Origin of the sequence: Xenorhabdus sp. BG5 (assembly GCF_015163665.1) — a bacterium.
Taxonomy (GTDB): domain Bacteria; phylum Pseudomonadota; class Gammaproteobacteria; order Enterobacterales; family Enterobacteriaceae; genus Xenorhabdus.
The window spans coordinates 74,612-91,277 of sequence record NZ_JADEUG010000015.1 but is presented as its reverse complement, the minus strand read 5'-3'; the positions used below and the strand labels follow the sequence as shown (position 1 = coordinate 91,277).

Sequence of the window (16,666 nt, the reverse complement as noted above, 5' to 3'; positions counted from 1 at the left end):
GCCATTTTCGATACCACTACTACAATCAGCAAACATAAAGCTAGTCGCTGTTGTTGGCATACCAACTTCAAAGGATAATTCCATCATTCACCTCTCTAGTGAGTTAATAGGTTGCCAACCGCAATAGCGATACTGAGGTTCTGTGAGTGATTGCGGTGGCGAATTTGGTTGACACTGCACACATTTAATGTATACTGATGCTATACAGTTTACAGCGGTGATGCACAATGATCAAAAGTTTTAAGCATAAAGGTTTGGAAAAATTCTTTAAAACAGGTTCTACAGCCGGCATTCAAGCAAATCACGCTGTAAAACTGAATATTCAATTAACCGCGTTGAACACCGCTAAAAAACCCGATGACATGAACGCTCCCGGTTGGAAATTACATCCATTAAAGGGCGCTGATTTAAAAGGTCACTGGGCTATTTCTGTTAATGGAAACTGGCGGCTGACATTTCGCTTTGAAGGCGAAGATGTCATTTTGGTTAATTATCACGATTATCACTGAGGAATAACACTATGAACAGAATGCATAACCCTGCACATCCCGGAATTGTTTTGCGTGAATATTTAGGCGATATATCTGTTACCGAAGCAGCAAAAGCACTGGGTGTAACCCGTGTGGCTTTATCCCGTATTTTAAATGGTAACACGGGCATATCAGCAGATATGGCACTCCGTTTAGAAGCGGCATTGGGAACCAGTGCTGAAATGTGGACCAATATGCAGTCCCAATATGAGTTGTGGCAGGCTTCACAACAGCAACGCCCTGAAATCAAGCCGATATTCGCTCACCTGTAAGGTTAAGTGAATCGTAATTCCCTCGAATTCGGGGGAATTGAAATAGTCCTCTAAACATCCCGACTCTTGCGGGATTTTGAACTACTGCAAATTTTTCAGTAGTTGAGTTGTAAACTCAGAGTTGACTACTGGTAGATACGAAATTATATATCGCGGGAAAATTCACCATGAAGTTTTTTTGCTGCTCTGATATAAGCTGAGTGAGCCTGTTCTTTTGTGGGGAATCGCCCTAGATATATCTTCCTACCTTGATGTCGTATTTGCGCCCTCCATTGACTAGGGCGTACCCTTGAACCATCAAAATAAACACCTTTTAGACCACACTGATTATTGGAGTGCGTCTTTCTGTTTCTTAAGTTTTCTTCTTGGCTGCAAGCTCGAAGATTACAAATCCTGTTATCTCTAGTGTTGCCGTTGATATGATCTATTACTAAGCCATCAATAATTGGCCCATTCAGGAGCATCCATATAATTCGGTGAAGGGATAAAATCCTTCCATTTATCCTTATTAGCTTATATCTTGATTTTGCTATTCCAGCAGAAATAACATCCCCTTTCTTGTATGAATTAAAATCTTCCTTAACAACAAGAACACCAAGCTCACCATCAGCAACGAATAATTCCTTCAAACGTTTCAGTTCATTCATGGCAAATACCTATAGAAACGAGCCTTGTTGCCCAGAAACACCGCCCACAGAGATATCGCCGAAATATATCGGTGCTTCCCAAGGATCGTTTCTGTAAGACTCTGTGGATTGTTTACGCCGGGCATGGCGCTTCTGACAGGCAATAAAAAAGGCCACTGAATATCAGTGACCTATTTTGCAAGCCCCGCGAGTGCGAGGCTTGGAATTCTATTCTGTTTCAACGAGAGGCAATAACCCATCGTTGAGATAATGATGGGCTATTTTCGCCACTCTGTCAATATTGTTTATCTATCATTTAATATTTATGTGAAAATAATTTCTCTTTTTGTTAGTTTTGATAGAACAGAATCGGCCTTTGCTTCTTCTTTGAAGCATTCCTCTACCAATGATTCGTAGAGCTGCTTGAAGTTCCTCCTCCATGTCGTTTCAGGTAACTCCATTACCTCATCACAGATAGCTCTCCTAACATCCTCAGCGGGTAATCTGGAATATCCACGACCTGAGCATTTAGGGCAGGTTTTATAGGTTGGAATGCCGAGCAACTGTGTTTGCCTCTTATCCAGAACTTCACCACGACCATTGCAGCGGCAAGAGTGACTAATCTCCGCCTTACCATTGCAGGTCTTGCAGACAATGCGACAGGTTTCCTCAACTTCACGAGCAGAGGTGACAAATCGCGTTGGTTTCAGACCCAGTGATGCCAATGAGCCAACGAGCATCCCTTCTCTTGTTCCAAATTTTGTCGTGAATTTACGTACCGAGATGAAACCGCCATCGCAATCTGGATCTGGACACGGCTTTTTGCTAGCCGCGCTCCTCGCATAATCCTGAAATGCATAATTTGCGAGTATTTGCAGTACGGATACCCTAATATCCTCATCGAGTTTTGCGATTGCAAGGTGTTTGTGAACCTGCGTCAGTGCATACTGGTAGAGACTCTCCACCGCGTCATCGGGTTTATTGATCCCCTGTTTCGCCAAAAACAGCTCAATACCCAACCTCGCCTGAGCGGACGCCAATCCTAGCGAGGCCATAACATCGGTAATTGAGAATGCATCAGTAGCTGTTGCGGCTGGAGAGTCACTAATGTGAACAGTTTTAGGTGAAAAATATTTTGGTAGTGATTCTAAGTTCATTTTATCCCCGGCAATACTGTGTGATAACTATCATTGGCAGTGCTAAACATAACCCTGACGCCGAGCATGACTTCCCCAACTACAATGGCCCGGTCTTTGAACTGGATGATGTTGTAATCTCTGCCATACTTTTCTTTTTTATGTCTGGCATCCTCCAGAGCTTCATAAAAATCATCGAAGATAATATTCATGCCGCCTCCTGCGCCCGTAATTCCTTGAGCTTCTGCCTGTATTTATCCCTAATAGCCTTACATTCCTCAATCGTCCAACGATGCCGATCATGATTGGATTCGATAGCCTCCACCGCTGTCAGACCGATTCGCCGAATTAGCTCCACCCTGTACGGAACCAGATTCCCCGATTTATGCTGATTACAGACAACACACTGACGATGAATATTGCGTTCATCAAACCGCAATTGAGGTGCAGCAGCGGTTGTCCGGTAATGGCCTGCATCCCACTGAGCAGACGTATGCGTGCCACAGGAAACACACGGTAAATCGCAGTCTCGTTCTCTGATATAGGCATTGACGGAGTGCTGAGCTTGTTGAATCCAATAACTGCGTGGTTTTACTGAGAGTTTGCGGGCTTTGAGTTTGTCGCGGGCTTCTACTTCTTTTCGTCGTCGTTCTCGTTGTCGTTTCTGTTCAGCTTTCTCCCTATCTCTGTTTCTTTTTCTGATTGCTAATTCTGCGCCATGTTCCGGGCTGCACCACTCAATATTGCCATATTGGGGATGGAACCACGTCCGACAGATTTTACATTTTCTCCGTCTCAGCTTTTTCATTCTCCCGTTCCTTCTTAAATTCACCATGTTTGATTGATGTGAGGACAGCCCCTAAATAAAAAACACATCCGGCATAACTGACAGCACCGGAGTCACCAAAAATCGCCAACATTAGATATTTGAACGCACGTTTTATTGTCGGCCATCGTTTATAATCCCTCTCACGCCTAATGACGTCATCAACGCCATCTAGGTATGACTGGTATTGCTGTTTATCCACCTTATCCCCCTAACGAATATCCCATAATCAGCATGAGTGCTGTCCAAAATCCGATAAATATTAAAAACCTCACTGATTTTGCTCCTCATCACATTTACACCTGCATCCTTCCAAATGGTATGGGAATGCACTATCTAAATCAGAAAACCAACTGCGGCAGATCTGGCAATATAGCGCTTCCCACGGCACGCCATATTCGTCCATCCATTGTCTAATCTGTGGTGATACAGAAATTGGTGGTATGCAACTGATATCAAAATTGCGCAAACTCAATTCACGTTGAGCTGCATCTAAACGTGAGTTAGCACTGATTAAACTCTGTCTGGTTATCAATAATTGCTTGCGTAATCGGTTATTTTCTTCATAAAGCTCACCAATTAACTCATTGGGATGCTGAGAAATATTTTTAACATTCATCCTGCCTCCTGTTTGAGTTTCATGTAATCACTGTCATGGGGTGCTGTCACGAAACAACCAATGTCCATAGCCCACTGCTCAATTTGCTCCATGAGCCGAAACATCTCGCCCGTATCCAGCTTGGAGGTCTGGCGTAGTGTCCTGACACGCTCTGGTTCCTGCGTTCTGGCATCAATCCGCTCCACAACCTCGTAACCCAGAAATGTATGTTTCATCATCTCTTTAACCTCATCTGGTGAGAATTTCGCCCCGTTGGATTTCAGAAAATGACTAATCTCGCCAAACCACATATGCATGGTTGCGTTCTGAGATAGCGATCGGGTGTTTTTCCACGGTTTGATGATGATGCGATGAGGTTGATTTGTTGCGAGCACTTCTTTGAGTTGCTGCCATGCGGACTGTTTGGTTGATTCATGGAATAGAAAATTACATTCCATCTAGCCTCCGTTACTCTCCTCGACAGGCGAAAATGTTTTACAGCCACAGTTAGGGCAGCAATAATCAGTAAATGAGCCTCGCCCGCTAACCGCAACCAAATCCGAACGGTCTAACATTTTTCTGCATCGTCTGCATTTGAGTTTACTCATCGTTATTTGCCCTCTGGTTCCATGCCACTATTACCTGTCGTTTACTGTGTAGCTCTCAGTTAGTTTCATCTCAAAAGTCCTTACGGTGGGGTTAATATTCAGTCACATTCTCGCCGCGCCAAACTTCGTCATAGTCAGAATTAGGCATATTGGCGATGTAGTTATAGGGTGTTGCGCCTTCCATGATGAGAAATTGGTGGGATTGCTCTTCAAGGTATAACGGGATCTTACCTTCCCATCCTTCACCGTTCCGTTGCTTTTCCAGACAAAGAATTGAAGCCGGCTCGTTTGTGTGACGCTGTTCTTCATCACTGAGCAATTGCCCGGCTTGTAACTTCTGCAATGCTCTTTCCCTACGCTTGTTGCGCCAGATGATAAATAAGTTATCTGTCAAATCCGTGATTGAACCAGAGCCTTTAACATCCATTTTCCCAGTAGGTTTATCCTCACTATCGGCTTTGCGGCTATGAGTGACAAGAATCACATGACTGTTGGTTTTATTCTTGAAGTCACAGAGCGAATCAAGAAACGCCTTCTGCCCGTTGTAATCATCATCGTCAATGCCGCACTTCATCAGACTATCGATAATGAATAGATTGATACCATAGCGACGGTTGGCATACCGGAAAATATCTAATAGCCGATCTGCTTTTGCGGTTCCGGTGAGTCCGAATATCCAGAGTCGGTCATCATAAAAACTAAAGGCAGATTCCAGTTCAATCATTGGTGGTCGCTTATTGCATGTAGCCTGACGAGTCAGCCGTTTGAGAAATATGGCGGGTTTTAATTCGAATGACGCCACACACGCCCTTGTTCCTTGTCTCATGGCTTCACACAATACATGCCCCAATATTTCACTTTTTCCGTGACCATTAACACCGTTGAGTATGGTTAATTCTGATTCCCGGAAACTGAAACTGTGATTCAGTGTTTCCCACGGGCTACGAAATAAATACTGTTCCTTGCCGTAGAATGCCTGTACTGTGTCATGATAGAACTCTCTGGCACTGTACAACTCCTCTGGGTCAAAAAAGGCGGCAGTTTCAAGACAGCAAACTACCTCGTCCTGAGTCATTCCGGCTTGCAAACACTCGTTGATATCTTTGTGCGGCAACTTGACCAGCCGGCACCGATGCGCACCCAATCGATTAGCAATTTCTTTTGCTGCTTCCTGTCCTACCTCGTCGCTGTCCATCGAGATCCAGATTTCCTCAAAGCGGTCGAGGTTGTGATATTCAAACTCAATCCATTGCTGCTTGGCACCTTTGCCACCGCCGAACGGGACAGAAAGTGCGGGCAATTCGTACTGGTGATAACTCATACAGTCAATTTCACCTTCGCAAAGGATGACGACTCTGACATTTTTCGGCACCGTATCCCATCCGAACAAGCAGGGTTCGCAGTCCGCTTCAACGGAAATAACCTTCTTCCCGTTCGGACGCTCAGTGCTGATCCGCTTGACCTGCAACAACTCACCATCTCGTTTGTAGGGGAAGGCGATAGCGGGTAACTCCCGGTTTTCATCGTGTGACCAAATCACAGCATCACACACCTTGAACTCTTCGGCTGTTGCCCGGCTAATCCCCCTACATTCAAGGTAGCTGTAACAGTTTTCTGTTTTGCGGATATGCTTTTTTAGTGACTCGGTTTTAGGGCGGCTAAATTTCTTCTGGCGCTTGGCTTCGAAGTTATGATCATCATCGGTAATGCCCAGAAATTGTTTGGCTTCGGTCATGGCTTGGTGCAAACTGCAATCCCTCACCTGAACCCATAAATCCAGTAAATCACCCCCGATTCCCTCAGCAAAATCTGACCAGACTTTCTTCCCGGTAAGATTCACTTTCAGACTCTTGCCTGACTCACCATTCACTGAACCTGCAACCCATTCATGGCTTTCACGTTTGCCATTTGGCAGTAAATATTTTGCTACCCGCTCAACGTCAGACCAAAGACGATCTGATAGCTCCGTAATTGTCATCATGCCTCCTTCAAATTTAATTTTTTGAACCAATAATTAACCACATCAGCGCTAATCAGCCCGTGGTTGTAACCAAACATGAGCATGGTCTTGATTCGTGATTTCATGGTTACTCCAGAAAAACCAGTCCCGATTCACTGACAGTGATCCCTGATTGACCTACGGTAGGTTTAGTTGGTGTATTTGTGGTTGGTTTTTCGTCTGTCCAGCGCTGCTGGTTTAGGTAAGTAGAGGGGTGAAGATTTTCAAAGCCAAATATTCTTGACTGCAAGCGTAGCCGGATATCTGCCACCAGAAATTCAGCAAACTGCTCTGGCGTCCCTCCCGTTTCTTTCCTCCACGCTTTGAACTGAGATTTGAACGAGGATAGTGCTTTTGGCTTACCGACCTTACGCATTCCTGCCAGCCAGAAAATATTTTCAAATGCTGATTGGATTTGGTCTTGTTTGGCTGGCTTATGAGGCAACTTTTCACATGCTGCCTGAACAGGTTCGGGCAATATGTTTTTATTGTCTTTCTTGTCTTTTGTAATATTGTCTTTTGTGTTTGACTGATTCGGTAAAGAGCGATTTACTGATTCGGTAAAACTTTTCTTTACCGATTTGGTAAAACTTTTACTGAATCCGTTAAACTTCGTCTCCCATTCCGAAATGTTCTTGTTCATACCAATTTGCCGACCGCTTTGAATCAGAACTTTCATCCTGATTAACTGGTTTTTGGCAGTAGAGCATTTGGTACTATCTTTGGTAGTCATTTGCTGGAACTGCTCATTACTGATCCAGTCCATTTTTTTATTGTACCCGTAGGTTTTTCTCCAGATAGCCAACACAATGTACAACTGAGTTTCAGTCAGTCCTGATAATAAAACTGCATCAAGAAGCTCATTAGCTACCCTGGTGAACCCGTCTTCTAGATTCGCCACTGTTGGCCTCTCTTGCCTGTTTTTAGCTCCAAAATCGGCGTATGCAACGTTACCCATGCCGCTTCCCTCCGGTCAGCTCCTCGCTATGCCCCAGACGCAATCTGGCGTCTTCCAGAGCGTCACGTAACTTTTTCGCTCCATCCTCAGTAACGGAACGCGCCAACCTGTCACGCATGTTATTTTTATGCACAGCGCTGTGATTAAATTGTGTTTTCATGTATAATTCTCCATAGAAATGTTGTTTTGAGGGGGACTTGCATACTGCCCCTCAGTCGTTAAATCGACATCTCAAGTTGCATTTCAGGAACCTCAGTTGTTACAGCAACTGGGGTTTTCTTTTCCCATCTTTAATTCCCATACGTAAAATTCCTAATGTTTAGTTTCGTTTAATAAATATACAGATACATCAACTATCCTGAGATAGATGATGGATGGTCACGTAAAATTTTTCCGCGACACCTAAAGTATCAACTGTCCTGAGATAGATGATGATCATAGATAGGGATAGAAATTGCCCTGATTATTTCGGGTCAGTTGAACCAGTCCTCTTTGCGAGGCTGCCCGATAATTTCGGGTTGGTTATGGTTTAGCCTACCAATAGGTGGTTGATAGGGACTCTCCACACGGGCGGAGCATTCATTGTAGGAGTTTGCGCAATAGCGCGATCATGCAATAGTATTGTGATTACCGTTAATCAGCCATGATGGATCACATCTAAGAGCATAGGCGATTTCCAAAATAAATCTGGGGCGCTTAATCAATCCCGATTCTATTTGTTGAATCGCTTGTTGCCGAATACCGACAATTGCGGCAAGTTCAGATTGAGTCATGTTCATTTCTGAACGTCTGGCTTTCATACGTTCCGATAATGTCTCCATTGTACCTCCTATACAAAATTTCTTGTATTTAAGAACAAATTTGCTTGTTTGTCAAATACAACTTTTCTTGTGAAAATTAGGGATTAGAACAGGAGTACATATGTCAATTTCAGAGCGCGTCAGAAATCGCAGGGTTGAACTAAACCTAACTCAAGTAGAGTTGGCCGCCCTTGCTGGCGTTAAACAACAGTCAATTCAGCAACTAGAAAGTGGTGCTACAAAGAGGCCAAGGTTTTTGCTCGAATTGTCTAAGGCTTTGAAGTGCTCTTTAGAGTGGCTGCAAGACGGAACTGGTGAACCTAATACGGAAGAAATGTTTCAACTGCCTAAAACCTCAATTCATCCAGTCAATGTAAAAATTCCTTCAAACTATAGAAAATTGACCCAGGAGCAGGAGGAATTACTGGATCTATTTGACAGTTTACCCGCAGAAGAAGCCTCACGCTTTCTACGGGAATTGAAGGCAAAATCGGCACATTTTGCTGCAATTTTCGCCGAGATGTTGGCGAAGCATGGCAGTAAAGCAGGGTAACAATAAAATTTTCATCTGTAAATCATAACGTTGTGAAATGTTATGCTGATCATATTTTTTATATAGGCTGCAAGGTGCGGCCCTTTATCTAATCTTTCACCTTCATCACAATTTGGATGATTTCCGATCAGGCATTGGAAAGAGTGATGTAGTATCTTTCAACAGATTATTTGATGCAGGAGATAAAATGGAACGAAAAGAAAAAATAGCTTTCATTTTTCCAGCGGCTCAAGATACAAATGGTAATGAAGGACCTATTCTTAACTTTCAGTGTGAAAAATTACCCGTTGATACAAAGATAACGGTTGCCGCTGCCTTTGTTGGCCTTAAACAGTTAAAAGAATATTTAATTTCATTAGATATCATTGATAAAAGTGGCGTAACAATCTTAAAAGAACCGCCTGATAAATTACCAGTAAAAATACCTGTAACAGCAAATGATGATGACGCAGACCCCGTTGACGTCCCAGGATTTCTTCGCGCTGAACTATCAGTCAAAATGGCAAGTGTAGGTGTTCATACTATTAAAATTTCTATTTCTAGCGTCGACGAACCGAGTAAAGTGCTTCATAAAACGGAGTCTCGCTTTAGAGTATTTCGTAAAGGGGAGTGGAAATGAATCCTGAAAGCTCTAACGTTGTTAATTTTTCTAGTGGGAAAAGATTAGTGTCTAATGTTTCACCAAATGATGGACATCATCCCAACAATCAATCATCATTAAAGAATGGCAATGGTGGAGGAGGTGGAAATATGGAAGCTAGAGTGAAAAGACTAGAAGAAGATGTGCATTCCATTAAAGTAGATCTCGCTGTCATCAAATCAAACTATGCAACAAAAGCTGATTTGCATGAAGAACTAGGCAAGCAAACTAAATGGATAGCAGCAACCATCATAGCTACAGCGAGCATTGCAATTGCCGTATCTAAGCTGATTTTTTAGTTTTCACTGAAAGCTAAAATAGCCCTCTCCGCGAGGGCTTTTTCACATACGCTCTTCCATCCAACTTATAGCGGTACTGTATATCTGCCGCATGTACTCGTTGCCATCATCCAGTTGATCAAGCTGCGCTTTCAGCATCAACCAAATAGTGCGCTCGGTGATAACCTGTCCGTTCAATAGCACCACAGCTCTACCTATTACACGACAAACATCATTGTAAACCGTCGTCTTGCGCTCTTCTGCCATACCAATTCCTAACAGTTGTATTTTGTACAAAATAGCACGTGATCAATATGCTAAGTATGATTGCGATCAATTCATGACATAATCACAATATCCAGCCTCAATAAAAATTTATTCACTTAAAAATCAAATAATTAATTCAAAAACAAAAAAAACATACAAACTTTCTTGTTTACAAAATACAAACTTTCTTGTAATTTTAATATCAACGAACAGGCAGGACGCCCACGAAGTAGCCGCCAGCGGCATAAGAAGAGCTGGATGATTCGATACCAAGTTAAATCTAAGCAGTACCAGTAGTACCTACAATGAATGCTCCGCCCGTGTGGAGAGTCCCTACCCAAAGTGAGTTTTGGGGCGTGGTTAGCAGAGTCTAAGGATAGACGCAGTGAGTCGCTGGAAAGTGCGTACCTAAATTATAGGTGTGCAAATTTCAAACAGACTCGCAGTTCATTAACTGCGCCCCAAAATTTACTAATAGGGGTAATCAAATGGAAAGTATCACTATTTTGCCTACTGGTGGCCGTTTGAGTTCCAAAATGCGTCGCCATCTGGAACGTAGCAATTTGATAACCAGTCACCGTTTAGAAGAGCACATTCGCCAACATGAAGAGAAGGTCTTATCGAACATTATTGATGAGGCGTTCGGATTAGAGACTGAGCCACGCAAGGTACTAACGCTCAAGCGCCGCCCACAAAACGATGGCGCGAATGTAATAGCTAATCTGATTGTTCAAGTCAAAGGTGACGACGAGCAACAAGAACCCAGTTTTGATAATTGCTGCATGAGTGACGTAGCACTTTATTCAACCAAAACCAACTCCCGCCGTAGATTGGAGTCGGGCGGGGTTACTGCGAGGGTGTGAAAATATTAATAACTGAGGAGATTGTTATGCAGGTAATTCATACTATTCATAAAGAATCAACTATTGTTCGCATAATTGCAACAATGTACTACGGTAGTGGCCTGTCAGAGTCTATCAATGTGGATGTATTCAAAAAAGATTTTGATGATTCTAAATTTGTTCTGTGTGGGAATGATCCTCATCCTGAATGGCGTCAGATGTCTGTAAATGAATATATTCAACATGGTCGTCCTGAGAAATTCAAATATGTTACGTATGCAGAAATAATCAGAGCTGTAATAGAACTAAAGAGTATCAGTATAAAACCAATTACTTTGCTCAATTAACTAACTCCAGCTCATTTCCGAGTGGGCTGTGGTGAGTTAATTACAGTGAGGATAATATGTCTAATAGCAACAAAACATTAGATGCTCTGAGTATTAGAGTATCTACTTTATCGAATAAAGCGTTTTTGGGTAAATTGAGACAGATTAAAGGGACTAACAATGTAAGTATCATGTCAGGCGGTAAGCGGGATGTTACTAATCTGGTATTAGATACTGCATCACTAATTGTTAGTAATAATAACAAAGCAAACGTACCAACAATAGTTAAAGTTGATGAAACTGAATATCAGTTAGAGTTAATTGAATTAGTAAAAGAAAAACACCAGCCTCACCAATGTGGGGCTTTTTATTACCTGAATAACAGGAGGGTTTATGGGGTGGATTAAGCTCAGTGATAACAAGCCACCATATGGTAGATATTTAGTACTGTATCGAAATTCACTCAATGAAGCTCGCTACTCAATAGTAACATTCTGTGGTGTTACTAGAAGTATCGATAGTGATGACCTGATTGATACGTGGTATGTAGAACCCAGCGGAGGTATGCGGTTATCTAAATCAGAAATCACCCACTGGATGGAGTTGCCCCAACCACCGAAAGGAGAATAATATGCAACTCAGTGAGAAAAAACAAAAACTCGAAATAGTCCCACCAAATAAACTGGATATGACATTACGTGATTATTTTGCGGCTAAGGCATTGGCTGCGTTAATTATTAATACTAATTTATTACCTATTATTGATGAAGGATGGTCAATTTCACTGGCAAAAGACGCGTACAAAATGGCCGATGGAATGATGAAAGAACGGGGGAATAACAATGCCTAAACACATTCACGCTGATTTAATGATGAAATATGCAGAAATAGCGCAAACAGATAATGAACCGTGGCGACATTTTCAATATGGCGCATTTGACTGTGTCGATAATGTCATCTGGATAGATTGCGAACGATGTATCACTTTTGATCCTCATTTGATGTACCGCCTGAAACCCCGCACTATCAAAATCGGGGAATATGATGTTCCTGAGCCAGTGAGAGAGCCGTTGGAAGAACTGACAATGTATTATATTCCAGACATTTGCGGAAATTACGCAGACGCTATATGTTGGGATGGCGATGAACAGGATACCATCTGGCTGCAACGCGGACTAATTCACCTCGACCGCGAATCCGCCGAACTCCACGCCAAAGCGCTGATAGCGCTGACCTCTAAATAATCCAATATCCGAAAATAATTAATCGTTTTCACTAACGAGGGACTGTTACATGCGTAACAACATGTTGGACGGGTGCGCAGTCGTACCCGCAAAACCACAGGCAGTCAGGAACCGGTGCGCATGGAAGCGCCGAATTGCACTACTCATCATCTCATCATTCGTATTTATTCCGGTTTAACGGAGGTAATCATGTATCCAATCACGCTCAGTTATACCTACGCCGAAACAACCAGTAGGACATTGCATGGACGCACGCAGGTAATATTCACAGACCCCGCAGACCTGCAAATTGACATGACATTCTCAGAGTTCGCTAAACGCTCCAATCCAGATCCTAGCGAAATAATTACTTACCTCGTGAATAACTGTGATGAGGCGAGTTTAGTTGAGGCGATTATTAAATCAGGGATGGGTCGCAAAATCGCAATGGAACTGGCTCAACAATTACATCGGGAGGCCGCATGAGATTCGACTACAACCCCTATGCAGCTCAGGATGCAAAATACGAACGGGACAGAGAGGAAGCGGCATATCAGGAGATGCTGGAAGAAGAGCGAGGGGACAAGGTTTATGGCTTATATAGCAGCCTGCCAGAAGATCCCGAAGGTGTTTTATCCCCCAAAATGATTGAGCTTTTCGGCGTTCTGCTTGATAAGAACAGTGATGCGCTTGATAAGCTCAATGACTGTTTGTACGACCTAAGTTTATTGGAGATAAAAAGACGGGAGGCAGCATGAAACCCGGTATCTATTATGACATTTCCAATGAGGGCTATCACAAGGATGAAGCGATAGGCTCAACCAGTGTCAAGGCTATTAGCCTTAGCCCAGCTAATTTATACTTCAACCCATTCAAAGGAAATAAATCATCACATCTTGGAACGGCAATTCATGCCGCCCTGCTTGAGCCGGATAAATTTGAAAGGGACTTCATTCTAAAACCTGACATTAAAACCAGAGCATCAGCGGAATATAAGGCACTTTTGCAACATGCTGAGGCTGAAAAGATCCTGGTCAATGGTGAAGTTGAGACCGTCACACAGATGGTTAAATCCGCCCGAATGAATGGCGATTTCATGGATTATCTGAATGACCGGGGGCACTCAGAGGTTTCTATGTTTGCCACCTGCCCGGAAACTGAGCTTAACTTGAAGTGTCGGTTCGACAGATTATCAGAAAGCGCCCCTTATCCATTGGATATAAAAAGCTGTCGTGATGCCACTGAGCGCAAATTCAGTCAGCAATTCGGCAAGTTACATTATCACGTACAAGCCGCATTTTACCTATATGTCCTGAAACTGGTCACGGGCAGAGAACTCAACCAGTTCTGCTTCTTCGCGTTACAAAACAATCCCCCCTACAGCAACTGCATGTACTACATCGGTGAGGATTCGCTGGAGCTGGGTTACAAAGTTATGTTTGAGTCTCTGTACAAGCTAAAAGCCTGCATGGAAGACGAATCACTGCGAACCGAGGGGATAGTACTGCCATCCAGTGAAATTAACGTTCCCGCCTATCTATTCGATGAAGAATATGTTGATGAGGTATATCTATGAATTTATCAAATACCATTATTCCAAAATCAGACCAACTGAACTTTGATGATGTCCAAAAAACCAGTATCACTGCTGTTATCAAATCTGTTCGGGCAGGCACAAAAGAGCAACCCGTTTTTATTGATTTGGTGGGTTATGACGGCCGGCCTTATAAACCGTCTAAATCCATGCGCCGGGTTTTGATTGGCGGCTGGGGTACAGATGGTCATTCATGGGTGGGTAAATCATTAACGTTGATTGGTGATCCCACTGTTAAATATGGCGGTGTTGCAGTTGGCGGTATCAAGGTCTATGCCATGAGTGATGTTGAGGCGGATTTTTCTATGATGTTATCGGTATCTAGAGGAAAACGCGCCGAACATCGGGTTAAAAAACTGGAAGTTACTCATGTAAAACCAAAAGATCCGCAAGAGATATTGACTCGGTTTACTGCTCAAGCCAATGAAATGAATCCTGCTGAGTTAAAAACTGCCTATCAGTGGGCTGAAAAAGCGTTAGCTAACTATCCTGAGCATAAAGAAAAAATGACCGAAGTCTATAACATCAGAAAATCAGAATTGGAGACGCCAGCCCATGACCGCGGAACCGAGTAAATATTATTCTGGCAACCCGTGCCAGTTGGGACACACTCTACGATATGTGAAAAACAAAATGTGCGTTGAATGCCATAAACTCGACGCAAAAGAGAGACGCGAGGAAGGCAAACAAAAACCTACCGACTTCCAACACCGAGTGACCGTGCTCGGCAATCCAGATAGAACCCTGTAACCCACCTAGGATATAACAATGATAAATGTCGTCTCATTCTCTGGCGGCAGGACATCTGCATACCTCGTCTATTTGATGGAGCAGCGCCGCCAGCAGGGTGAGGATGTCCGCTATGTGTTTATGGATACCGGGGCGGAGCACCCATTAACCTACAGATTTATCAGGGAAGTTGTGAAATTCTGGGATATCCCGTTAATTGTCTTACAGGCCGATATTAACCCCCAGTTGGGCGCGTCGAATGGTTATATCGTCTGGGAACCGAGCGATATTCAAACTCGAATGCCGGTATTAACACCATTCACGGATATGGTGAAAAAATACGGAACGCCATATATCGGAGGGGCGTTCTGCACTGACCGACTGAAACTGAGGCCATTTCGGGATTACTGCAATGACCATTTCGGGCGCGATAATTACCACACATGGATTGGCATTCGAGCAGACGAGCCACGGAGATTAACCCGCAAAGATTCAGTGAGTTATTTGGCGGATATTTCAGACTTTGACAAAACCGATATTTTAGATTGGTGGAAATCACAGCCATTTGATTTATCAATACCGGAGCATTTAGGTAATTGCGTGTTTTGCATTAAAAAGAGCTCCAAAAAAGTTGGGCTGGCCTGTCAGGATGAACCGGGAATGAAAATGGTATTCGAACAGGCCTGCATTACAGGGAAACATGTCCGAGATAATCATAGAAAAACACCGCGTGAAATTATGTATCGCGGGAATCTATCATTAGACGGAATAGCCCGGATGTATTCAAATGCGGATTATCAAAACCTCTATCGTGAAATGGTAGCGGCTAAACGATTTGATACCGGTTCCTGCTCTGAATCCTGCGAAATATTTCAGCTCGACCTATTTTAACCCCAACCCTATCACTACGCTGCTATGCGGCGGGAGGATTATTGTGGAAAAAACACCATGGAATCCAAGCATCCGAGCAATCAGGAAAGTCAAAGATTCATTACCTGCACCTACCGAATGTCGTTACTGCAATGGAACTGTGACAATAGTCAGTCACGAAGATGTATATGGCCAGAGTTACGGAAACTGGCCGTGGTTGTATATATGCACTACATGCCGAGCCTATGTGGGGATGCACCCATTTACGGATATTCCACTGGGTACATTGGCAAATAAAGAAGTCCGTGCGGCACGGAATAGTTGCAAACGGTATTTCGAGCAAATATGGAGATCAGGGAGATTGACGCGCACGGAGGCCTATCATTGGTTAGCAAAACAGCTAGAAATTAGTCCCAGCCAATGTCATTTCGGCTGGTTTGATACTGATATGTGCGAGCGAGCAGCGAATATATGTAGGAGGTTTAGGTGAACAATTCAGATGAGCAACTCCCCACCGTTATAAATACAGGAACTATTAATATCGACAATATTCAGGTGACAGTCCATACATTGGATAGCGGGCAGCGTGTAATAGATGCACGTGACATGCAGAAATTTTTAAATTGGCTGGGAGCGGATAATAATGAGCAATGATGTGATTGAGTTGGCGAAAAAATTATACTCATCATTAGAGAATGAACATGAGTTAATAGGAAAATACCCAACCATATTTTTTGGTCACTATTTAATTAATGCAGAAAATATAGTGCAGATTTGTAAGGAAATAGAAAACCTACACAAGAAACTCGCTGAATATGAAAATATGGAGCCTGTGGCGTGGGGGTTATTTGCAAATGATGTAGGTTACGCTGAATTTACGAAAGATTCATGTTTAGCTGAACGATGGCGTAATGCTTACGAATTATCGCCGGGTCTGTATGATGATTTATTCCCCCTCTACCGTCACCCAAATAAATAACGAGAAATAAAC

32 protein-coding genes are annotated in these 16,666 nt (G+C 43.1%); 20 read left to right on the top strand and 12 right to left on the bottom strand.

The annotated features are described in order from the left end of the window. Positions 1–227 precede the first annotated feature (227 nt). Both IQ209_RS10020 and IQ209_RS10015 read left to right on the top strand, forming a co-directional pair. Entirely contained in the window at positions 228–509 is a 282-nt protein-coding gene (locus IQ209_RS10020) for a type II toxin-antitoxin system RelE/ParE family toxin (RefSeq protein ID WP_193851164.1), read from the top strand. An 11-nt stretch (positions 510–520) separates the two neighbouring features. After that, entirely contained in the window at positions 521–802 is a 282-nt protein-coding gene (locus tag IQ209_RS10015) for a HigA family addiction module antitoxin (protein ID WP_193851163.1), read from the top strand. A 143-nt stretch (positions 803–945) separates the two neighbouring features. On the opposite strand, the gene IQ209_RS10010 is transcribed toward IQ209_RS10015, so the two are convergent. The 11 genes from IQ209_RS10010 to IQ209_RS09960 form a co-directional block, all read right to left on the bottom strand. Next, complete coding sequence (locus tag IQ209_RS10010; RefSeq protein WP_193851162.1) at positions 946–1,449, bottom strand: HNH endonuclease; 504 nt, start codon at positions 1,447–1,449, stop codon at positions 946–948. Positions 1,450–1,751: 302 nt separating this feature from the next. Beyond that, the gene (locus IQ209_RS10005) at positions 1,752–2,585 is read right to left on the bottom strand and encodes an antitermination protein (protein ID WP_193851161.1); all 834 of its coding nucleotides are present in this window, start codon (positions 2,583–2,585) and stop codon (positions 1,752–1,754) included. Then, complete coding sequence (locus IQ209_RS10000) at positions 2,582–2,776, bottom strand: hypothetical protein (protein WP_193851160.1); 195 nt, start codon at positions 2,774–2,776, stop codon at positions 2,582–2,584. The genes IQ209_RS10005 and IQ209_RS10000 overlap by 4 nt, the downstream gene beginning before the upstream one ends. Further along, positions 2,773–3,372 (bottom strand): recombination protein NinG, encoded by a 600-nt coding sequence (locus IQ209_RS09995; protein ID WP_193851159.1) that lies wholly within the window; start codon positions 3,370–3,372, stop codon positions 2,773–2,775. The genes IQ209_RS10000 and IQ209_RS09995 overlap by 4 nt, the downstream gene beginning before the upstream one ends. Next, positions 3,344–3,592 carry a hypothetical protein gene (locus IQ209_RS09990; protein ID WP_193851158.1) on the bottom strand — a complete coding sequence of 83 codons (249 nt, stop codon included), beginning with the start codon at positions 3,590–3,592 and terminating at the stop codon, positions 3,344–3,346. Before IQ209_RS09990 ends, IQ209_RS09995 begins: the two co-directional genes overlap by 29 nt. Before the next feature lie 69 nt (positions 3,593–3,661). After that, the gene (locus IQ209_RS09985) at positions 3,662–4,009 is read right to left on the bottom strand and encodes a hypothetical protein (RefSeq protein WP_193851157.1); all 348 of its coding nucleotides are present in this window, start codon (positions 4,007–4,009) and stop codon (positions 3,662–3,664) included. Then, on the bottom strand, positions 4,006–4,446 hold the full coding sequence (locus IQ209_RS09980; protein ID WP_193851156.1) for a YbcN family protein: 441 nt from the start codon (positions 4,444–4,446) through the stop codon (positions 4,006–4,008). Before IQ209_RS09980 ends, IQ209_RS09985 begins: the two co-directional genes overlap by 4 nt. Before the next feature lie 241 nt (positions 4,447–4,687). Then, a complete protein-coding gene (locus IQ209_RS09975) occupies positions 4,688–6,574 on the bottom strand; it encodes a toprim domain-containing protein (protein ID WP_193851155.1) in 1,887 nt (628 codons plus the stop codon). 109 nt (positions 6,575–6,683) lie between these two features. Then, positions 6,684–7,553, bottom strand: coding sequence for a replication protein (locus tag IQ209_RS09970; protein WP_193851154.1), 870 nt, complete (start codon positions 7,551–7,553; stop codon positions 6,684–6,686). Next, positions 7,546–7,713, bottom strand: coding sequence for a hypothetical protein (locus IQ209_RS09965; protein ID WP_193851153.1), 168 nt, complete (start codon positions 7,711–7,713; stop codon positions 7,546–7,548). The genes IQ209_RS09970 and IQ209_RS09965 overlap by 8 nt, the downstream gene beginning before the upstream one ends. Positions 7,714–8,161: 448 nt before the next feature. Beyond that, positions 8,162–8,374 carry a helix-turn-helix domain-containing protein gene (locus tag IQ209_RS09960; RefSeq protein WP_193851152.1) on the bottom strand — a complete coding sequence of 71 codons (213 nt, stop codon included), beginning with the start codon at positions 8,372–8,374 and terminating at the stop codon, positions 8,162–8,164. Positions 8,375–8,474: 100 nt separating this feature from the next. Between IQ209_RS09960 and IQ209_RS09955 the strand changes: the two genes are divergently transcribed. The 3 genes from IQ209_RS09955 to IQ209_RS18310 all read left to right on the top strand — a co-directional run bounded on the left by IQ209_RS09955 (position 8,475) and on the right by IQ209_RS18310 (position 9,845). Beyond that, on the top strand, positions 8,475–8,906 hold the full coding sequence (locus tag IQ209_RS09955) for a helix-turn-helix domain-containing protein (protein WP_193851151.1): 432 nt from the start codon (positions 8,475–8,477) through the stop codon (positions 8,904–8,906). 187 nt (positions 8,907–9,093) lie between these two features. Beyond that, entirely contained in the window at positions 9,094–9,525 is a 432-nt protein-coding gene (locus IQ209_RS09950) for a hypothetical protein (protein WP_193851150.1), read from the top strand. Continuing rightward, positions 9,522–9,845 carry a hypothetical protein gene (locus IQ209_RS18310; protein ID WP_228005806.1) on the top strand — a complete coding sequence of 108 codons (324 nt, stop codon included), beginning with the start codon at positions 9,522–9,524 and terminating at the stop codon, positions 9,843–9,845. Before IQ209_RS09950 ends, IQ209_RS18310 begins: the two co-directional genes overlap by 4 nt. A 42-nt stretch (positions 9,846–9,887) precedes the next feature. Here IQ209_RS18310 and IQ209_RS09940 read toward each other — a convergent pair whose 3' ends face one another. Next, on the bottom strand, positions 9,888–10,121 hold the full coding sequence (locus tag IQ209_RS09940; RefSeq protein ID WP_228005805.1) for a DUF2767 domain-containing protein: 234 nt from the start codon (positions 10,119–10,121) through the stop codon (positions 9,888–9,890). Positions 10,122–10,579: 458 nt separating this feature from the next. Here IQ209_RS09940 and IQ209_RS09935 point away from each other — a divergent pair, with 458 nt between their 5' ends. From IQ209_RS09935 to IQ209_RS09865, 15 genes are all read left to right on the top strand, one after another. Then, entirely contained in the window at positions 10,580–10,954 is a 375-nt protein-coding gene (locus IQ209_RS09935) for a hypothetical protein (protein ID WP_193851149.1), read from the top strand. A gap of 26 nt (positions 10,955–10,980) precedes the next feature. Further along, the gene (locus IQ209_RS09930; protein ID WP_193851148.1) at positions 10,981–11,280 is read left to right on the top strand and encodes a hypothetical protein; all 300 of its coding nucleotides are present in this window, start codon (positions 10,981–10,983) and stop codon (positions 11,278–11,280) included. A gap of 56 nt (positions 11,281–11,336) precedes the next feature. After that, positions 11,337–11,666: a hypothetical protein gene (locus IQ209_RS09925; protein WP_193851147.1), complete on the top strand. Its 330-nt coding sequence runs from the start codon at positions 11,337–11,339 to the stop codon at positions 11,664–11,666. Next, entirely contained in the window at positions 11,653–11,889 is a 237-nt protein-coding gene (locus IQ209_RS09920) for a DUF551 domain-containing protein (RefSeq protein WP_193851146.1), read from the top strand. The genes IQ209_RS09925 and IQ209_RS09920 overlap by 14 nt, the downstream gene beginning before the upstream one ends. 1 nt (position 11,890) lies before the next feature. Beyond that, a complete protein-coding gene (locus IQ209_RS09915; protein ID WP_193851145.1) occupies positions 11,891–12,109 on the top strand; it encodes a hypothetical protein in 219 nt (72 codons plus the stop codon). Further along, on the top strand, positions 12,102–12,503 hold the full coding sequence (locus IQ209_RS09910) for a hypothetical protein (RefSeq protein WP_193851144.1): 402 nt from the start codon (positions 12,102–12,104) through the stop codon (positions 12,501–12,503). Before IQ209_RS09915 ends, IQ209_RS09910 begins: the two co-directional genes overlap by 8 nt. Positions 12,504–12,575: 72 nt before the next feature. Next, positions 12,576–12,968, top strand: a complete 393-nt coding sequence (locus tag IQ209_RS09905) for a hypothetical protein (RefSeq protein ID WP_193851143.1) — start codon at positions 12,576–12,578, stop codon at positions 12,966–12,968. Next, positions 12,965–13,240 (top strand): hypothetical protein, encoded by a 276-nt coding sequence (locus IQ209_RS09900; protein ID WP_193851142.1) that lies wholly within the window; start codon positions 12,965–12,967, stop codon positions 13,238–13,240. Before IQ209_RS09905 ends, IQ209_RS09900 begins: the two co-directional genes overlap by 4 nt. Continuing rightward, the gene (locus IQ209_RS09895; protein WP_193851141.1) at positions 13,237–14,058 is read left to right on the top strand and encodes a PD-(D/E)XK nuclease-like domain-containing protein; all 822 of its coding nucleotides are present in this window, start codon (positions 13,237–13,239) and stop codon (positions 14,056–14,058) included. Before IQ209_RS09900 ends, IQ209_RS09895 begins: the two co-directional genes overlap by 4 nt. After that, the gene (locus IQ209_RS09890) at positions 14,055–14,651 is read left to right on the top strand and encodes a hypothetical protein (protein WP_193851140.1); all 597 of its coding nucleotides are present in this window, start codon (positions 14,055–14,057) and stop codon (positions 14,649–14,651) included. The genes IQ209_RS09895 and IQ209_RS09890 overlap by 4 nt, the downstream gene beginning before the upstream one ends. After that, entirely contained in the window at positions 14,632–14,826 is a 195-nt protein-coding gene (locus tag IQ209_RS09885) for a hypothetical protein (protein ID WP_193851139.1), read from the top strand. Before IQ209_RS09890 ends, IQ209_RS09885 begins: the two co-directional genes overlap by 20 nt. An 18-nt stretch (positions 14,827–14,844) precedes the next feature. After that, entirely contained in the window at positions 14,845–15,696 is an 852-nt protein-coding gene (locus IQ209_RS09880) for a phosphoadenosine phosphosulfate reductase family protein (RefSeq protein ID WP_193851138.1), read from the top strand. 43 nt (positions 15,697–15,739) lie between these two features. After that, positions 15,740–16,165, top strand: coding sequence for a zinc-finger-containing protein (locus IQ209_RS09875; RefSeq protein ID WP_193851137.1), 426 nt, complete (start codon positions 15,740–15,742; stop codon positions 16,163–16,165). Next, complete coding sequence (locus IQ209_RS09870; protein ID WP_193851136.1) at positions 16,162–16,329, top strand: hypothetical protein; 168 nt, start codon at positions 16,162–16,164, stop codon at positions 16,327–16,329. Before IQ209_RS09875 ends, IQ209_RS09870 begins: the two co-directional genes overlap by 4 nt. Beyond that, positions 16,319–16,654: a hypothetical protein gene (locus IQ209_RS09865; protein ID WP_193851135.1), complete on the top strand. Its 336-nt coding sequence runs from the start codon at positions 16,319–16,321 to the stop codon at positions 16,652–16,654. The genes IQ209_RS09870 and IQ209_RS09865 overlap by 11 nt, the downstream gene beginning before the upstream one ends. The last annotated feature ends 12 nt before the right edge of the window (positions 16,655–16,666 follow it).

What these genes read in the sequence shown, in the direction of transcription:
- IQ209_RS10020 (WP_193851164.1), top strand. Translation starts at nt 228, where the DNA reads ATGATCAAAAGTTTTAAGCATAAAGGTTTGGAAAAATTCTTTAAAACA.
- IQ209_RS10015 (WP_193851163.1), top strand. Translation starts at nt 521, where the DNA reads ATGAACAGAATGCATAACCCTGCACATCCCGGAATTGTTTTGCGTGAA.
- IQ209_RS10010 (WP_193851162.1), bottom strand. Translation starts at nt 1,449, where the DNA reads ATGAATGAACTGAAACGTTTGAAGGAATTATTCGTTGCTGATGGTGAG.
- IQ209_RS10005 (WP_193851161.1), bottom strand. Translation starts at nt 2,585, where the DNA reads ATGAACTTAGAATCACTACCAAAATATTTTTCACCTAAAACTGTTCAC.
- IQ209_RS10000 (WP_193851160.1), bottom strand. Translation starts at nt 2,776, where the DNA reads ATGAATATTATCTTCGATGATTTTTATGAAGCTCTGGAGGATGCCAGA.
- IQ209_RS09995 (WP_193851159.1), bottom strand. Translation starts at nt 3,372, where the DNA reads ATGAAAAAGCTGAGACGGAGAAAATGTAAAATCTGTCGGACGTGGTTC.
- IQ209_RS09985 (WP_193851157.1), bottom strand. Translation starts at nt 4,009, where the DNA reads ATGAATGTTAAAAATATTTCTCAGCATCCCAATGAGTTAATTGGTGAG.
- IQ209_RS09980 (WP_193851156.1), bottom strand. Translation starts at nt 4,446, where the DNA reads ATGGAATGTAATTTTCTATTCCATGAATCAACCAAACAGTCCGCATGG.
- IQ209_RS09975 (WP_193851155.1), bottom strand. Translation starts at nt 6,574, where the DNA reads ATGACAATTACGGAGCTATCAGATCGTCTTTGGTCTGACGTTGAGCGG.
- IQ209_RS09970 (WP_193851154.1), bottom strand. Translation starts at nt 7,553, where the DNA reads ATGGGTAACGTTGCATACGCCGATTTTGGAGCTAAAAACAGGCAAGAG.
- IQ209_RS09965 (WP_193851153.1), bottom strand. Translation starts at nt 7,713, where the DNA reads ATGAAAACACAATTTAATCACAGCGCTGTGCATAAAAATAACATGCGT.
- IQ209_RS09960 (WP_193851152.1), bottom strand. Translation starts at nt 8,374, where the DNA reads ATGGAGACATTATCGGAACGTATGAAAGCCAGACGTTCAGAAATGAAC.
- IQ209_RS09955 (WP_193851151.1), top strand. Translation starts at nt 8,475, where the DNA reads ATGTCAATTTCAGAGCGCGTCAGAAATCGCAGGGTTGAACTAAACCTA.
- IQ209_RS09950 (WP_193851150.1), top strand. Translation starts at nt 9,094, where the DNA reads ATGGAACGAAAAGAAAAAATAGCTTTCATTTTTCCAGCGGCTCAAGAT.
- IQ209_RS18310 (WP_228005806.1), top strand. Translation starts at nt 9,522, where the DNA reads ATGAATCCTGAAAGCTCTAACGTTGTTAATTTTTCTAGTGGGAAAAGA.
- IQ209_RS09935 (WP_193851149.1), top strand. Translation starts at nt 10,580, where the DNA reads ATGGAAAGTATCACTATTTTGCCTACTGGTGGCCGTTTGAGTTCCAAA.
- IQ209_RS09930 (WP_193851148.1), top strand. Translation starts at nt 10,981, where the DNA reads ATGCAGGTAATTCATACTATTCATAAAGAATCAACTATTGTTCGCATA.
- IQ209_RS09925 (WP_193851147.1), top strand. Translation starts at nt 11,337, where the DNA reads ATGTCTAATAGCAACAAAACATTAGATGCTCTGAGTATTAGAGTATCT.
- IQ209_RS09920 (WP_193851146.1), top strand. Translation starts at nt 11,653, where the DNA reads ATGGGGTGGATTAAGCTCAGTGATAACAAGCCACCATATGGTAGATAT.
- IQ209_RS09915 (WP_193851145.1), top strand. Translation starts at nt 11,891, where the DNA reads ATGCAACTCAGTGAGAAAAAACAAAAACTCGAAATAGTCCCACCAAAT.
- IQ209_RS09910 (WP_193851144.1), top strand. Translation starts at nt 12,102, where the DNA reads ATGCCTAAACACATTCACGCTGATTTAATGATGAAATATGCAGAAATA.
- IQ209_RS09900 (WP_193851142.1), top strand. Translation starts at nt 12,965, where the DNA reads ATGAGATTCGACTACAACCCCTATGCAGCTCAGGATGCAAAATACGAA.
- IQ209_RS09895 (WP_193851141.1), top strand. Translation starts at nt 13,237, where the DNA reads ATGAAACCCGGTATCTATTATGACATTTCCAATGAGGGCTATCACAAG.
- IQ209_RS09890 (WP_193851140.1), top strand. Translation starts at nt 14,055, where the DNA reads ATGAATTTATCAAATACCATTATTCCAAAATCAGACCAACTGAACTTT.
- IQ209_RS09885 (WP_193851139.1), top strand. Translation starts at nt 14,632, where the DNA reads ATGACCGCGGAACCGAGTAAATATTATTCTGGCAACCCGTGCCAGTTG.
- IQ209_RS09880 (WP_193851138.1), top strand. Translation starts at nt 14,845, where the DNA reads ATGATAAATGTCGTCTCATTCTCTGGCGGCAGGACATCTGCATACCTC.
- IQ209_RS09865 (WP_193851135.1), top strand. Translation starts at nt 16,319, where the DNA reads ATGAGCAATGATGTGATTGAGTTGGCGAAAAAATTATACTCATCATTA.